General features: G+C 73.5%; 15 protein-coding genes and 1 riboswitch. Of the genes, 6 read left to right on the top strand and 9 right to left on the bottom strand.

From position 1 onward, the window contains the following. Together IE251_RS10685 and IE251_RS10680 are read right to left on the bottom strand one after the other, a co-directional pair. A complete protein-coding gene (locus IE251_RS10685; protein WP_189752667.1) occupies window positions 1-1,659 on the bottom strand; it encodes a glycoside hydrolase family 13 protein in 1,659 nt (552 codons plus the stop codon). A 79-nt stretch (window positions 1,660-1,738) separates the two neighbouring features. Beyond that, window positions 1,739-2,089 carry an ArsR/SmtB family transcription factor gene (locus tag IE251_RS10680; protein WP_181797697.1) on the bottom strand — a complete coding sequence of 117 codons (351 nt, stop codon included), beginning with the start codon at window positions 2,087-2,089 and terminating at the stop codon, window positions 1,739-1,741. A 78-nt stretch (window positions 2,090-2,167) separates the two neighbouring features. Continuing rightward, window positions 2,168-2,351, top strand: a riboswitch (cobalamin riboswitch). Between the two features lie 29 nt (window positions 2,352-2,380). Between IE251_RS10680 and nicT the strand changes: the two genes are divergently transcribed. After that, a complete protein-coding gene (nicT, locus tag IE251_RS10675) occupies window positions 2,381-3,463 on the top strand; it encodes a Nickel transporter NicT (RefSeq protein ID WP_189752666.1) in 1,083 nt (360 codons plus the stop codon). A 97-nt stretch (window positions 3,464-3,560) separates the two neighbouring features. On the opposite strand, the gene IE251_RS10670 is transcribed toward nicT, so the two are convergent. After that, window positions 3,561-4,526, bottom strand: a complete 966-nt coding sequence (locus IE251_RS10670; RefSeq protein ID WP_189752665.1) for a nucleoside hydrolase — start codon at window positions 4,524-4,526, stop codon at window positions 3,561-3,563. Between the two features lie 26 nt (window positions 4,527-4,552). Continuing rightward, a complete protein-coding gene (gene thrS, locus IE251_RS10665; RefSeq protein WP_189752664.1) occupies window positions 4,553-5,836 on the bottom strand; it encodes a threonine--tRNA ligase in 1,284 nt (427 codons plus the stop codon). Between the two features lie 358 nt (window positions 5,837-6,194). Between thrS and IE251_RS10660 the strand changes: the two genes are divergently transcribed. Beyond that, complete coding sequence (locus IE251_RS10660; RefSeq protein WP_229896691.1) at window positions 6,195-6,995, top strand: hypothetical protein; 801 nt, start codon at window positions 6,195-6,197, stop codon at window positions 6,993-6,995. A gap of 3 nt (window positions 6,996-6,998) precedes the next feature. Here the strand turns inward: IE251_RS10660 and IE251_RS10655 are convergent, their stop codons facing one another. Further along, entirely contained in the window at window positions 6,999-8,378 is a 1,380-nt protein-coding gene (locus IE251_RS10655; protein ID WP_189752663.1) for a tetratricopeptide repeat protein, read from the bottom strand. Between the two features lie 114 nt (window positions 8,379-8,492). Here IE251_RS10655 and IE251_RS10650 point away from each other — a divergent pair, with 114 nt between their 5' ends. Continuing rightward, the gene (locus IE251_RS10650; protein ID WP_189752662.1) at window positions 8,493-8,699 is read left to right on the top strand and encodes a hypothetical protein; all 207 of its coding nucleotides are present in this window, start codon (window positions 8,493-8,495) and stop codon (window positions 8,697-8,699) included. Between the two features lie 123 nt (window positions 8,700-8,822). Beyond that, window positions 8,823-9,770 (top strand): MIP/aquaporin family protein, encoded by a 948-nt coding sequence (locus tag IE251_RS10645; protein WP_189752661.1) that lies wholly within the window; start codon window positions 8,823-8,825, stop codon window positions 9,768-9,770. A 10-nt stretch (window positions 9,771-9,780) separates the two neighbouring features. On the opposite strand, the gene IE251_RS10640 is transcribed toward IE251_RS10645, so the two are convergent. Further along, window positions 9,781-10,458: a hypothetical protein gene (locus tag IE251_RS10640; protein ID WP_189752660.1), complete on the bottom strand. Its 678-nt coding sequence runs from the start codon at window positions 10,456-10,458 to the stop codon at window positions 9,781-9,783. Next, entirely contained in the window at window positions 10,448-10,966 is a 519-nt protein-coding gene (locus IE251_RS10635; protein WP_189752659.1) for a SigE family RNA polymerase sigma factor, read from the bottom strand. Before IE251_RS10635 ends, IE251_RS10640 begins: the two co-directional genes overlap by 11 nt. Window positions 10,967-11,107: 141 nt before the next feature. Here IE251_RS10635 and IE251_RS10630 point away from each other — a divergent pair, with 141 nt between their 5' ends. Beyond that, window positions 11,108-12,103, top strand: coding sequence for a L,D-transpeptidase (locus IE251_RS10630; protein ID WP_229896690.1), 996 nt, complete (start codon window positions 11,108-11,110; stop codon window positions 12,101-12,103). A gap of 22 nt (window positions 12,104-12,125) precedes the next feature. Here IE251_RS10630 and IE251_RS10625 read toward each other — a convergent pair whose 3' ends face one another. Next, a complete protein-coding gene (locus IE251_RS10625; RefSeq protein WP_189752658.1) occupies window positions 12,126-12,476 on the bottom strand; it encodes a cytochrome C oxidase subunit I in 351 nt (116 codons plus the stop codon). Then, a complete protein-coding gene (ctaD, locus tag IE251_RS10620; protein ID WP_189752657.1) occupies window positions 12,473-14,194 on the bottom strand; it encodes an aa3-type cytochrome oxidase subunit I in 1,722 nt (573 codons plus the stop codon). The genes IE251_RS10625 and ctaD overlap by 4 nt, the downstream gene beginning before the upstream one ends. A gap of 273 nt (window positions 14,195-14,467) precedes the next feature. On the opposite strand from ctaD, the gene IE251_RS10615 reads away from it, so the two are divergent. After that, entirely contained in the window at window positions 14,468-14,965 is a 498-nt protein-coding gene (locus tag IE251_RS10615) for a SigE family RNA polymerase sigma factor (RefSeq protein ID WP_189752656.1), read from the top strand. The last annotated feature ends 3 nt before the right edge of the window (window positions 14,966-14,968 follow it).

Here is a 14,968-nt window from a genome sequence, read left to right as displayed (position 1 = left end):
TCAGGCCAGCCACACGGTGGTGTCCGGCGGCAGCACCCCGCCGCCGGGCAGCGGGGCGCTGCTCAGCAGGACCTCGCCGGGAGGCAGCGGCACCGGCTCCGTGCCCAGGTTGGTGACGCTGCGCCAGGTCTCGGTGCGGGCGAAGTCCAGCACGCCGGCCGGCGCGCCCGGGGTCCAGGTCAGCGTCTCGCCGTCCAGCAGCTTGCGGCGCAGCCGCAGGGCCGTGCGGTACAGCTCCAGCGTGGAGCCCTCCACACCGGTCTGCGCCTGGACCGCGTACCCGGCGAAGGACGCGGGCTGCGGCAGCCAGCCGGCCCCGGGCCCGAAGCCGTACGACGGCCCGGTCGTCGTCCACGGCAGGGGCACCCGGCAGCCGTCGCGGCCCTTGCGGGTGTGGCCGGTCTGCTCCCAGATCGGGTCCTGGAGCACCTCCGTGGGCAGGTCCGCGACCTCGGGCAGACCGAGTTCCTCGCCCTGGTACAGATACGCCGAGCCGGGCAGCGCCAGCATCAGCAGGGTCGCCGCGCGGGCCCGGCGCAGTCCGGCCGCCGGGTCGACGGCGGGCGCCGAGCCGTGGGCGAGCAGCCAGGCCTCCGGGTCGGTGCCGGGCGGCAGCATGAGCCGGGAGGCGTGCCGTACGACGTCGTGGTTGGACAGCACCCAGGTCGCGGAGGCACCGGCCGAGCGGGCCGTGGCCAGCTCGCCGGCGATGATCCCGCGCAGCTCCTCCGCGTCCCAGCCCGCCTGGAGGTACTCGAAGTTGAAGGCCTGGCCGAGTTCGTCGGGACGGGCGTACAGGGCCCGCCGGCCGCCCGGGACCCAGGCCTCGGCGACGGCCATGCGGGGCGGGCGGTAGGCGTCGAAGATCTTGCGCCAGTCGCGGTAGATCTCGTGCACCTCGTCCCGGTCCCAGTACGGGTGGCTGCCCGGCGCCAGATGCCGCAGGGCCGTCTCGCCGGTCGCGCCGAGGGCGCCGAGGTCCCGCAGCGGTTCGGTGAGGTCCTTGGCCAGACCGTGGGCGACGTCCACGCGGAAGCCGTCCACACCCCGGTCGGACCAGAACCGCAGGGTGGTGCGGAAGTCGGCGCGGACCTCCTCGTTGTCCCAGTTCAGGTCGGGCTGCTCGGGGGCGAACAGGTGCAGGTACCACTCCCCGTCGGCCACCCGGTGCCAGGCGCTGCCGCCGAACACCGACTGCCAGTCGGTGGGCGGCAGTTCCCCGTGCGGGCCGCGCCCCGGCCGGAACACGTACCGCTCGCGGGCGGCCGAGCCGGGCCCGGCGCGCAGCGCCTCCTGGAACCAGCGGTGCAGATGGGAGGTGTGGTTGGGGACGATGTCCACGACGACCTTCAGGCCCAGCCGGTGCGCCTCGCCCACCAGGGCGTCGAAGTCGTCCAGGGTGCCCAGGCGTTCGTCGACACCGCGCGGGTCGATGACGTCGTAGCCGCCGTCGGCGAGTTCGGAGGGGTAGAAGGGGCTCAGCCACAGGGCGTCGACACCGAGCGCGGTGAGGTGGGACAGCCGCTGGGTCAGGCCCCTGAGGTCGCCGAGGCCGTCACCGTCGGCGTCGGCGAAACTGCGTGGATAGACCTGGTAGATGACGGCCTGGCGCCACCAGTCGGGGTTCTTGGACGAGAGGTCCGGCGGGCGGTCTGCCATACGGGCTCCCCTGGGACGGACGAGGGTACGGAATCTGTATCTGTCCACATTGCCCGAAAGGGAACCTTTTCCGGGGCGGTCAGGCGGCGCAGTGCTCCAACAGGCCCCTCACGTCCTCGTCCACCACCCGATAGCGCACCACGCGCCCCTCTTTCTCCCCCGCCACGACCCCCGCCGCGCGCAGCAGCCGCAGGGCCTGGGAGACGGCCGGGTCGTTCATGCCCGTGGCGATCGCCAGGTCCGAGACGGCCAGCGGCCCGGTCCGGTGCAGGGCGAGCAGCAGCGCGAGCCGGTTGGCGTCGGCCAGCAGCGAGAAACGGTCGGCCCAGGTGCGCAGACGCCCCGCGTCGCCGATGGCGGCGATCGCCTCGCACACCCGGTGACCGTCGATGGTGCGACGATCGGCACGGTCGGCAGGAACGAGATGCATGCCCCCATCCTGGCAGGCGCCGATGTGATCTTGAATACCTGCCCGACTGCGCAGCTATGCAGGAAACCGCGTGCCCCTCTACGGTGGGCGGGCCGTGGTGTTCGGGAAGCCGGTGTGAGACCGGAGCGGCCCTCGCCACTGTGATCGGGGAGTTCCCGTTCCGTCCGGCATCCGCCGGGCCACTGGCCGAAAGGCCGGGAAGGCAGGAACGGCGGACGTGTGACCCGTAAGCCAGGAGACCGGCCACGGCAGCTCACGAAGTGATCCACGAGGTGCTGGAGCGTGAACCCGATGGCTGATGCTGCTTCTTTCCGCTGGCGACGTGAGGACACCGTCAAGACGGCGGGGCTGCTGGTGGTGATCCTCGCCCTGCACGTCGTCGCCTTCGGGATCCTCTATCTGCTGGTCGCCCCGAGGCATTACCAGGTCGGCTCCCAGGTGTTCGGCGTGGGGCTGGGGATCACCGCCTACACCCTCGGCATGCGCCACGCCTTCGATGCCGACCACATCGCGGCGATCGACAACACCACCCGCAAGCTGATGGCCGACGGCAAGCGGCCGGTGTCGGTGGGGTTCTGGTTCGCGCTCGGGCACTCCAGCGTGGTCGTGCTGCTGGCCCTGCTGATCGCGGGCGGCACCTCGCTGGCCGGGAGGGTGATGAACGAGGGCTCCACCACCCACCAGGTGCTCGGGGTGCTCGGCACGACGATCTCCGGGTCCTTCCTCTACCTCATCGCCGCCCTGAACCTGGTCGCCCTGGCGGGCATCCTGAAGGTCTTCCGGGCGATGCGCGCGGGCGGGTACGACGAGACGGAGCTGGAACGGCACCTGGACTCCCGGGGTTTCATGAACCGGCTGCTGGGGCGGCTGACGAAGTCGGTGTCCCGGCCGGGGCAGATGTACCCGCTGGGCTTCCTGTTCGGCCTCGGCTTCGACACGGCCACCGAGGTCACCCTGATGGTGATGGCCGGCTCGGGCGCGGCGGCCGGCCTGCCCTGGTACGCGATCCTGTGCCTGCCGCTGCTGTTCGCCGCCGGGATGAGCCTGTTCGACACCCTCGACGGCACGTTCATGAACTTCGCCTACCAGTGGGCGTTCGCCAACCCCGTCCGCAAGGTCTTCTACAACCTCGCCATCACCGGTCTGTCGATCGCCGTGGCCTTCTTCATCGGCACCATCGAGCTGGTCGGTGTGCTGCACGAGAAGTTCGACCTCAGCGACCCGGTGACCGGCTGGGTGGCCGGCCTGGACCTGGACAACGTCGGCTATCTCATCGTCGGCCTGTTCGTGGCGGTGTGGGCGGTGGCGCTGGCGTACTGGCGGCTGGCACGGGTGGAGGAGCGCTGGTCGGTGCGGGCGGCGCCGTCCGACTGAGCCGGCGGGCGAGCGCGGCGCAGACCACCCTTTTTGTAAAGCGCCTTGGCAAGGACCGGCCCGACGGGCGCCAGGGCCGCCGGCGCCGTCAGGGTCGTCAGCGCCGTTCCACCGTCTCCAGGTACAGCCTCACGTACCGGTCCACATCCACGTCCAACGCCACGTCCACCACGGCCCGTTCGGAGCCGTCGTCGTGGAACTCGGACTCGCCGGGGCCGGTCCTGAGGTCCACGACGGTCTGGCCGCGGGCCGGTCCGGGCGCCAGGCAGACCTCGACCGGCAGCAGCCGGGTGGTGAGGCCCGCCGGATCGGCCACCGCGCACACCGCGCCCGCGTCACCGAGGCCGCCGGCGTCCTCCGCTCCCGGCTCCCTGCCCTGCCTGGTCGGCCGGCACGCGAGGAGGTCCCCGGCCAGGCGGGTGCCGGGCTCGTCGCTCGCGCGCAGCCGGCGCACCTCGGCGCCGGGTACGACGACCCGCCGGAAGACGTCCAGGCCGTACATGGTGATCGGCACCCCGGCCGTCAGCAGCACCGCCGCGGCCTCCGGGTCGTGCCAGACGTTGAACTCCGCGACCGGGGTGGCGTTCCCGGTGGCCACCGCCCCGCCCATGAACACGATCCGCTCGATGTTCCGGGTGACCTCGGGGTGGGTGCGCAGCAGCAGCGCGATGTTGGTGAGCGGGGCGGTCGGGATCAGCGTCACGGGGCGCGGGCAGGCGAGGATCTCCCGGCGCAGCAGGGTGACCGCGTCCACGTCCGCCGGGCCCCGGGCGGGGGCCGGCAGCCCCAGGTCGCCCATGCCGTCGACGCCGTGCACCGGAGCGTGGCGGGCCGGCTCGATCAGCGGGCGTTCGGCACCCCGCGCCACCGGGACGGCCGGAGCGCCCGCCCGTTCCAGCACGGTCAGGGTGTTGCGGACCACCCCGTCCACGTCGGTGTTCCCGGCGACACAGGTCACGGCCCGCAGATCGAGCCCCGGGTGGCGTACGGCGAAGAGCAGGGCCAGGGCGTCGTCGACGCCGGTGTCGCAGTCGATGATCACAGGCACGGGCTGACCGGTCACGGCGGTCTCCTTCCGTCCAGCCGACCTTAGATCAGCGGGTCCTCGTCCCAGAGCACGGTGGAGTGGGCCGCCACCCGCGCGGTGATCCGGCGCAGCAGTTCCGGCACCGGCAGCGCGCCCGGTCGCCGTCCGTCCCGCAGCCGTACGGCGGCCAGCCCGGCGCCGGCCTCCCGGGCGCCGATCACCGCCTGGTACGGCACCAGCCGCGCGGCCCGGATCCTGGCCCCGAGGGTGCCCTGGCCGGGCCCGGCCAGTTCGGCGCGCAGACCGAGCGCGACGGCCTCCCGGACCAGCCGCTCCGCCTGCTCCAGCTGCTCCTCGGCCACCGGCAGGACGACCAGCTGGACCGGTGCCAGCCAGGCCGGGAAGGCCCCGGCATGGGTTTCGACGAGGTGCGCGACGGCCCGCTCCACGCTGCCGATGACGCTGCGGTGCACCATCACCGGCCGGTGCCGGGCGCCGTCGGGGCCGGTGTAGCGCAGGCCGAAGCGGGCGGGCTGGTGGAAGTCGATCTGCACGGTGGACAAGGTGGACTCGCGGCCCGCCGGGTCGGCGATCTGTACGTCGATCTTCGGGCCGTAGAACGCGGCCTCGCCCGGCGCCTCCTCGTACGCCACCCCGGTCTCGGCCAGGACCTGCCGCAGCAGTGCGGTGGCCCGCCGCCACAGCCCGGGGTCGGCGACGTACTTGCCGCCCGCGCCGGGCAGGGAGAGGCGGTGGCGCACGGCCTTGATGCCGAGGTCGGCGTAGGCGCGGCCGATCAGCTCCAGGGCGGCGCGGGCCTCGGCCACCGCCTGGTCCAGGGTGCAGAAGACATGGGCGTCGTTGAGGTGGATGGCGCGCACCCGGGTCAGGCCGCCGAGCACGCCGGACAGTTCGGCGCGGTGCATGGTGCCCAGCTCGGCGATGCGCAGCGGCAGCTCCCGGTGGCTGCGGGCGCGGGAGCGGTAGATCAGCGCGTGGTGCGGGCAGAGGCTGGGCCGCAGCACGGCCTCCTCGCCGCCGAGCCGCATCGGCGGGTACATGTCGTCGCGGTAGTGGTCCCAGTGCCCGGAGATCTCGTACAGCTCCCGTTTGCCGAGCACGGGCGAGTACACGTGCCGGTAGCCGGCCCGGCGTTCGGCCTCCCGGATGTACTCCTCCAGGGCGTGCCGGACGGCCGCGCCGTCGGGCAGCCAGTACGGCAGTCCGGCGCCCATCAGCGGGTCGGTGCCGAAGAGGCCGAGCTCGCGGCCGAGCCGGCGGTGGTCGGGGCGGTCGGGCCGGCCGCACTCGTCACGGTGGTCGTGGTGGCCGGGCTGGTGGTTCATGGGGGTCCTTCCGTCGGGGTGGACGGGGGCGGACGGCCCGGGACACGCCGGAGCCCCGGGGCGTGCGCCCCGGGGCTCGGATGCTGCTCAGGTGTCAGCGCGCCGGGACGGTCTCCGGCGTCGTCGTGCTCGACGGGCACTGCGGGGCGCGCTGCATGGACGGGACGGTAACAGGGGCGGTACGGCCCGCTCCACGGAATTTCCCCCGGCGCCCAGCGCACGCCGGCCTTCCCCCCGGCGCCCCGAAGCGCACCGGCCGTACGCCCTCACCCGTACGGCTCCGAGCGCTGGTGGGGCGCCCGGCCCGGTGGTGCCGTGAGACCAGGCACCCCGGCCGCACGCAGTCCAGGAGGCACCGATGTCCCCCGCGATATCCCCGCGCGTCCCCCGCCTCCCCCGTGCCGTCGCGCTCCCCCTCCTCGCCACCGGCCTGCTGCTCGGCGGCGGCTGCGCGGCCCTCGGGCTGAACCACCCGGCGAGCGCCCCGCACCCGCTGCCCACGCTCGACCGGCCGGCCCCGGGGTCCACGGCGCCCCGGCGGGCCGACGGCTCCACGCTCAGCGACGAGCAGGCGCAGGCCGCGCTGATCACCCAGACCGACCTCGGCGCCCCCTGGACCGCCACGCGCGGCGCAGCCACCTGGCGGGACGGGCTGCTCAAGAGCCGCACGGCGGCCGGGGAGTGCCAGCGGCTGCTCGACGCCCTCTACAGCGACGAACTCCTCGGCGCCCCGGCGCGCGTCGCCGTCGGCCTGGACGACGCCGACACCGAGGCCCAGCTCCGGTTCCAGATCGGTGCCCGCCGCCCGGCGGACGTCGACGCCATGCTGGCCTGGCTGCGGGAGATGCCGGTGCGCTGCGCCCGGTTCACGGCCACCACACAGCTGGGGCTGCTGGAGGACGTGCAGGTGCGGGACGCCCCGCTGCCGGAGGTCGGGGACGCGCGCCAGGGGCTGCGCGTCACCTGTGCCGCCTTCGATGAGGGCGGGCAGCGGTTCCTGCTCACGATGGACGTGGCCGCCGTCCGGGTCGGCGAGGACGCCTTCGCGCTCACCAACGGCGGCCTGGGCGACGTACCGAACGAGGCGACCCAGGCCGCCGTCCAGATCGGCGCCCTCCGGCTGGCGGACATCCGCCGGCAGGGCCGGGCGGAGGTGTGAGGGTCACAGCGGGGGACGGCCCGGGGACGGGGGTACGGGCCACAGCGGGGGCTGGGCCGGGGCCGGGCCCAGGGTGGTGGTGCCGGGGGCGGTGCGGTGGCCGAGGCCGGTGCGGTAGGCGTCCAGGGCGGCCTCGGTCCGGCCGGTGCGGCGCAGCAGGTCGCCCAGCAGCCGGCACAGGTCGGCGAGGTCCCCGGCGGCGCCCGCGCGTTCCAGGAGGCTGAGGGCGCGGACGTAGTGCTCCTCGGCGGCCTCGGTGTCCCGGGCGTCCTCGGCGATGATGCCGAGCAGGCGGTGCGCGGCGGCGGCGTGCACGGCGCCGCGCTCGGAGGAGAAGTCCCCGAGGACCCCCTCCAGCAGCTCGGCGGCCTCCTCGGAGCGGCCCCGGCGGTGCAGTACGTCGGCGAGTTCGACGGCGGCCTGGCTGCGGTACAGGGCGGCCCGGGTCCGGGCGAGCATGCTGTGCGCCTGGCGCAACTCCTGTTCCGCCCGGTCCAGTTCGCCGTTCTGCGCGTAGACGTAGCCGCGCATCCAGTGGCAGTTGGCCAGCTCGGTGCGCAGCCGCAGCTGGGCGTACAGCTCGGCCGCCTTGGCCAGGGAGGCGTCGGCCTCGGCGATACGGCCCTCGGCGAGCAGGGTACGGGCGACCGAGCGGTGCATCCGGGCGATCAGCGCGGGGTCGCCGGCCCGCGGGGCGAGCGCCAGGGCGAACTCGGCGGCCTGGGCGGCGCGGGCGTGGGCGCCCATGTCCATGTACGGGCCGATGACGCTGGCGTAGAGCAGCAGCAGCGCGTCCGGGTCGTGCAGTCCGCCGCGGTTCAGCTCGTCGAGCGTGGTCTCCAGGAGGTAGACGGCGTACCGGAGTTCGCCCGCGAGGTAGTGGGCGACGGCCCGGCCGCGCACCGCGGGCACCCGCATCGGCAGGGCCTGGTCGGCCAGTTGCTCCTCGGCCCGCTCGAAGCGGTCCCGTGCCTCGCTCAGCGCGCCGGTCTCCAGGGCGCATTCGCCGAGGCCGAGCAGCGCGGCGGCCTGTTCGGGGCCGAGGCCGTGCGCCTCCGCCTCGGCGCGCACCAGGCCGTACTGGGCGGCGGCCTCCTCGGCCCGGCCGTCGGCGAGGAGCCGCTGGGCCTCGGTGAGCCGCAGCCTGAGGCCGGTGGCGAGGTGGGCGGGGCGGCCGGTGGCCAGCTCCTCGAAGGTGACCCCGAGCCGGTCCGCGATGTGCCTGAGTGCCTCGTCCGAGGCCCGGACCCGGCCCGCCTCCAGGGTGGAGATGTAGGCGGGGGTGTACGCCGGTTCCGCCAGCTGCCGCTGGGTCAGCCCCCGCTGGGCGCGCAGCCGCTGCACCCGCCGTCCGACGACCTCCGGTTCGTCCCGCTCCAGCATGCTGCCGCGCCCCCCAACTCCCCCTGCCGCCCTTGCCGTTGGGCGGCGACAGCACCTAGGTTAAACGGCGGATTAAGCATGCTTGACACTCCGCTGTTGTGTTGCGAGGTCGCCGTGTCCGGACGTACATCCGCACCCTACGCATCCCACACCCGCACCCGCCCCCGCGTCCGTCCGGACGGACGGGGCTCCGCCGCCCGGGGCGTCGCCGCGGCCGTGATCGCCGCGTCCGGTCTGCTGCTGGCGGCCAACGTGGGCCCGGCCGGCGCCGCCGACACCCCGCAGGCACCGGCGTCGGTGGTCCGGCAGACGGGCGGCTGAGACCGCCGCACCCGCCCCTACGGGTCCCCCTTGCGGGTGGTCGGGGACGTTCACCCTGCGGGGAGTGACGTTGTGAGCCAATATGGTGACATTGGCCGCATTGCTCCTTCTAAGGGGGCCTCCATGGCTGTGGACATCCCTCCGCTCGTCAAGACGTCCCGGCTCAGAAGCCGGGGCGGTCTGCTGGGCGAGTGCATGGCGGAGTTCTTCGGGACCTTCGTCCTCATCTCCTTCGGCTGCGGCGTGGTCGCGATGGCGGTCGCCGCGCTGCCCGGTTCCGGCCGGGCCGCCACCACCACCACGATCTTCCTGGCGGCCGGCGACTGGCTGCTCATCGCCTGGGGCTGGGCCTTCGCCGTCATGTTCGGCGTCTACGTCGCCGGCGGCATCAGCGGCGCCCACCTCAACCCGGCGGTGACCCTGGCCATGGCCCTGCGCCGGGGCTTCTCCTGGGCCAAGGTGCTGCCGTACTGGTTCGCGCAGGTCGTGGGCGCCCTCACCGGCGCGGCGCTGGTCTACCTCGTCTACCACGACGCGATCGACACCTTCGACCGCACCGTGACCGGACCGAAGGTGAACGGCCACACCAACACCACCTTCTCCATCTTCGCCACCTTCCCGGCCCCCTACTTCCACGGCGGCGTCTGGGGTCCGCTGATCGACCAGATCGTGGGCACGGCGTTCCTGCTGATGCTGATCGCCGCCGTCATCGACCTGCGCAACCAGGCCGTGCAGGCCAACCTCGGCCCCCTGGTCGTCGGCCTCGTCGTCGCCGCCATCGGCGTGTCCTACGGCGCGAACGCGGGCTACGCCATCAACCCGGCCCGCGACTTCGGCCCCCGCCTGTTCACCTACGCGGCGGGCTGGGGCAGCCTGGCGTTCCCGGGAAGCGTGTCCGGCGTCTTCAGCGGCTACTGGTGGATCCCGATCGTCGGCCCGCTGATCGGCGGCGCGCTCGGCATCCTGCTCTACGACCTCTTCATCGGCGACGTCCTGCTCACCCGCACCGAGCTGTCCCAACTCCCCCCACCGGGCCGCTCCACCCCGACCCGCACCCGCCCCGAGGAGTAGGCACCACCCCCTAGGTACCGGTCCCGGTGATCGTGATGCGGGTGCCGACGGGCGTGTGCTCGTACAGCCAGCGGGCGTCGGGGGTGCGCAGGCCGATCACGCTCAGGGTGGACGGGCGGCGGCCGGGGACGTCGGTGGCGGGGTCGGCGCCGTAGAGGTAGTGCGGTTCCCGCTCGGGTCCGCTGAAGGCCAGCACCCAGTCGTGCCGCTCGATCTCGCCCGTGGGCGAGACGCTGAACCGGGCGTGCCGCAGGCGTTCGGTGACCCGGGTGACCGCGTCTCCGCGGAACGGCCGGTTCATACCGGGGGCGGAGAGGGGGAACGTCCGTCCCCCGGCCCGCAGTTCCAGGGTGGACAGGTCGATCCGGATGTCGTCGACGGGGGTGTCGCCGTCGGGGGACGGGGGCGGTGCCGGGGCGGTGGTGGAGGCGGTCGCGGCGGGCGGCGCGGGGCGTTCGGCGCCGTCCAGCAAGGTCGTGGCGGTGAGGACGGCCGCGCCCGCGACGACGAGGCCTGCCGACACCAGCCCGGCCCGGCGGGTACGGCGGCGCAGCACGGCCCGGCGGCGCACGGCGGCGCCCGGGCCGGGTGCGGGGCGCCTGCCCTGCTCGGCGACCTCGCGCAGGGCGTGCGTCAGCCGGTCGGCGTTCTCCCCGGGCGCGGCCGGGCCCGTCGGGTCATGGGGCATGCGTGGCCTCCTTCGTCCCGGTCATGGTCTCGGCCTCCTCGGGCGACAGATGACGGGCGAGCGCGGCGCGGCCCCGAGCCAGCCGCGCCTTGACCGTACCGGCGGGCGCGCCGGTCTCCGCGGCGATCTGTTCCACGCTCAGATCGCACACGTGGTGCAGGACCACGGCCAGCCGCTGCGCCGGAGGCAGGGCGCGCAGCGCGGCGACCAGCGCGACGTGTTCCGGTCCGGGTCCCGGGACCTGCTCCCGTGGGGTGTCCTTGCGGACGAGTTCCAGCCAGCGCCGGGCGCGCCGGAACCGGCTGACCGCGAGCCGGGTGGCCACCGTGCGGATCCACGCCTCCGGTGCCTCGGCCGCGTCGAAGGACATCCGCCGGTCCCAGGCCCGTACGAACGCCTCCTGCACGACGTCCTGTGCCTCGGCGTGGTCTCCGGTGAAGGCGTAGAGCTGCCCGACCAGACGGGGGAAGGCAGCCGTGTAGAAGGCGTCGAACTCCTCCTCCGTCATCCCCGGCCCCCCGCGCTCCCCGTCCGAAGAGGCGATCCTACGGCGCGTGCGGGGCCGGGAATTCCTCCGCGTCCCGATGCAACCGGGGCGCCGGGCCGTGCGTACAGACCATGTCCGCACGCATCCCAGGGGGGAACTTCCGTGTCCACGCACGCGCATCGCTCACGTATCCCGCACGCCCCGTCAGCCCGCCCACGCCGTTCGAAAGCCGTCGCCGGGGCCCTCGCGGCGGCCTGCGCGCTGCTGCTGGCGGCGACCGGCTGCGCGGCCACCGCCTCCACCGCCTCCACGGCCGCGGCCGAGCCGGCCGCCGCCCGCACCTCCGCCGCGCCCCGCCCCGCCGCGCCCGCCGTCCCCGAGCCGGCCGCGCTCGCCGGCGCGCAGGTCAACGTCGGCGAGGGGGCCACCGTGGGGGTGGGCATGCCGATATCCGTCACCTTCCCGCGCCCGGTGCCGCGCGCCGAGCGGGCCGCGGTCGAGCACTGGCTCGGCGTCGGCGCCCGGCCCGCCGTCACGGGCGCCTGGAGCTGGGTCAAGGACCGCAACCTGCTCGACGGGCAGCGCGTCGACTACCGCCCGCCCGCCTACTGGAAGCCCGGCACCCGCGTCACCCTGCGCGTCGGCAGCCACGCCGTACGGCACTTCTCCATCGGCCGTTCCCTGACCGCGACCGTCGACGTGCGCACCCACACGATGACCGTCACGGAGGACGGCAGGCCCGACACCCGGATCCCGGTCACCGCAGGCCGCCCCGGCCTGGACACCTGGAACGGGACGATGGTCGTGATGGACAAGCAGCCCAAGGTCTACATGGACTCCCGGACCGTCGGCCTCGGCGACGCCTACCACGGCTACTACGCCTGGGCCGTGCACACCACCACGTCCGGCACCTACGTCCACCAGAACCCCAACGCCGACACCTACGCCGGCCGGGACAACGTCACCCACGGCTGTGTCGGCCTCGCCACCGACGGCACCGCCGAACGCTTCTACCGGCGGGTGATCCCCGGTGATGTCATCCGCGTCACCGGCTCCAAGGACACGGTCGAGCCCGGCAACGGCTACGGCGACTGGAACCTCACCTGGTCCGAGTGGCTGGCCCACAGCGCGACCCGGCACGGCGGCGACGGGCGGTGAGGCGGCCGGGGCGCGGCGGGGGTCACAGGGCGAGCATCAGCGCGGTCAGCGCGGTGCAGCCCGCGCACACCGCGAGCACCACGGCCAGGCAGCGCTGCCGCAGTTGCCGGTAGCGGTGCTCGTACTCGGCCCGCAGGGACACGCACCGGGCGGCGACGCGCTCGAGGTCGGCGCGGGCCCGGCGCAGGCTGTCGGCGGTGTACTGCCGCTCGATCTCCTCGCGCTGGGCCGTCGTCAGCCAGTCCAGGGGGCCGGTGAACTCGCGGGCGCGCCGCTCCGCCTCCGCGACCCGGGCCTGCCACAGCAGGTAGCCCTCGACCTCGTTGCCGAGGTCGCCGCCCGCTCCGGTCCCCCGCTTGCGCAGGCCGCTCATCCGCGGGGCCGGTCGCCGGTGGCGATCTCGTAGCCCTCCTGCTCCCGCGCCGCGATGTCCGGGTGGTGCAGGTCGAAGGCCGGGGACTCGCTGCGGATACGGGGCAGGGTGACGAAGTTGTGCCGGGGCGGCGGGCAGGAGGTGGCCCACTCCAGGGAGCGGCCGTAGCCCCACGGGTCGTCCACGCCGACCGGGGTGCCGAACCTCGCGGTCTTCCACACGTTGTAGAGGAACGGCAGCATCGACAGGCCCAGCAGGAAGGAGCTGATGGAGGACAGGGTGTTCAGCGCGGTGAAGCCGTCGGAGGCCAGGTAGTCGGGGTACCGGCGCGGCATGCCCTCGGCGCCCAGCCAGTGCTGGACCAGGAAGGTGCCGTGGAAGCCGACGAACAGGGTCCAGAAGGTGATCTTGCCGAGGCGTTCGTCGAGCATCTTCCCGGTGAACTTGGGCCACCAGAAGTGGAATCCGGCGAACATCGCGAAGACGACCGTGCCGAAGACGACGTAGTGGAAGTGGGCGACGACGAAGTACGTGTCGGAGACGTGGAAGTCCATGGGCGGCGAGGCGAGGATGACGCCGGTCAGCCCGCCGAAGAGGAACGTCACGAGGAAGCCGGCCGCCCACAGCATCGGTGTCTCGAAGGAGAGGCTGCCCTTCCACATCGTGCCGATCCAGTTGAAGAACTTCACCCCGGTCGGCACGGCGATCAGGAAGGTCATGAAGGAGAAGAACGGCAGCAGCACCCCGCCGGTGACGTACATGTGGTGGGCCCACACCGTGACGGACAGACCGGCGATCGCGATCGTCGCGGCGACCAGGCCCATGTAGCCGAAGATCGGCTTGCGGGCGAAGACCGGGATGACCTCGGTGACGATCCCGAAGAACGGCAGGGCGATGATGTACACCTCGGGATGCCCGAAGAACCAGAACAGGTGCTGCCACAGCAGGGGCCCGCCGTTGGCCGGGTCGTAGACGTGGGCGCCGAAGATGCGGTCGGCCGCCAGCGCGAACAGGGCGGCGGCCAGCACCGGGAAGGCCAGCAGGACCAGCACACCGGTCAGCAGCACGTTCCAGGTGAAGATCGGCATCCGGAACATGGTCATGCCGGGGGCGCGCATGCAGATGATCGTGGTGATGAAGTTGACGGCGCCGAGGATCGTGCCGAAACCGGAGAAGGCCAGGCCCAGGATCCACAGGTTGCCGCCGAGCCCGGGGGTGCGGGTGGCGTCCGACAGCGGGGTGTAGGCGAACCAGCCGAAGTCGGCCGCGCCGTTCGCGGTGAGGAAGCCGCCGACGGCGATGAGCGAGCCGAACAGGTACAGCCAGTAGGCGAACATGTTCAGCCGGGGGAAGGCGACGTCGGGCGCGCCGATCTGCAGCGGCATGATCCAGTTGGTGAACCCGGCGAACAGCGGGGTGGCGAACATCAGCAGCATCACGGTGCCGTGCATCGTGAACATCTGGTTGAACTGTTCGTTGGAGATGATCTGCAGGCCCGGACGGGCCAGCTCGGCGCGCATGAGCAGCGCCATCACCCCGCCGACCAGGAAGAACGCGAACGACGTCGTCAGATACAGGGTGCCGATCGTCTTGTGGTCGGTGGTCGTCAGCCACTTCACCACGACATTGCCGGGCTGCTTGCGCCGGACCGGCAGCTCGTTCTCGTACGAGTCCTCGGCCGCCGCGCCACCGCCCTGGGGTTCGTTCAGGATGCTCACAAGTCGTCCGTCTCCCGATGCTCGCGTCCGCCCGTGCCGTGACGGCGGTCCACCCGCCATCCTCACCGCCTCGACGCGCCCCGGGGGGTCCCCGAGCGGCCGATGTACGGCCGTCCGGGTGAGCGATACACCCGGACGCAGCAGCGCACCGCACGGCGAACCTTGCCGGGAGGGGCCCGGGAAGGCGGTGGCGGAACCGGTTCCGTCCCGGGTGTAACGCGAGCGCACCCCCACCGCGTGTAAGAGACGAAGCCGGCCACGAGAGGACACACGGTGAGGGAAGCACCCGCGGACTACCTGGAGTTCGCCGTCGCCCGCAGCGGGCCGCTGTTCCGGACGGCCTGCCTGCTCACCGGCGACTGGCACCTCGCCGAGGACCTGGTCCAGGAGACCCTCGCCAAGATGTACCGCTCGTGGCGGCGGATCAACCGCGCCCAGTCCCCGGTCGCCTACGCCGACACCGTGCTGGTGCGCACCTTCGTCTCCCAGCGCCGGCGCCGCAGCTCCACCGAGCGCCCCAGCGACCGGATGCCCGACACGGCCGGACCGGCGCCGGACGCCGAGCTGCGGATGGCCCTGCTGGACGGGCTGGCGCGGCTGACGGCCCGGGATCGCGCGGTGCTGGTGCTGCGCTACTGGGAGGACCGCTCGGTGGAGGAGACCGCGCGGGCGCTGCGGTTGTCACCGGGCGTCGTCCGCACCCGGAGCACCCGGGCCCTGCGGCGGCTGCGCGATGTGCTCGGCACCGAGCTGGCCGACCTGACCACCTGACGA

The organism is Streptomyces eurythermus, from assembly GCF_014649115.1.
In the GTDB taxonomy this organism is placed as follows: Bacteria; Actinomycetota; Actinomycetes; order Streptomycetales; family Streptomycetaceae; genus Streptomyces; species Streptomyces eurythermus.
Note: the sequence above shows the minus strand (reverse complement) of the source record. Positions and strands in the feature narration are given on the sequence as shown.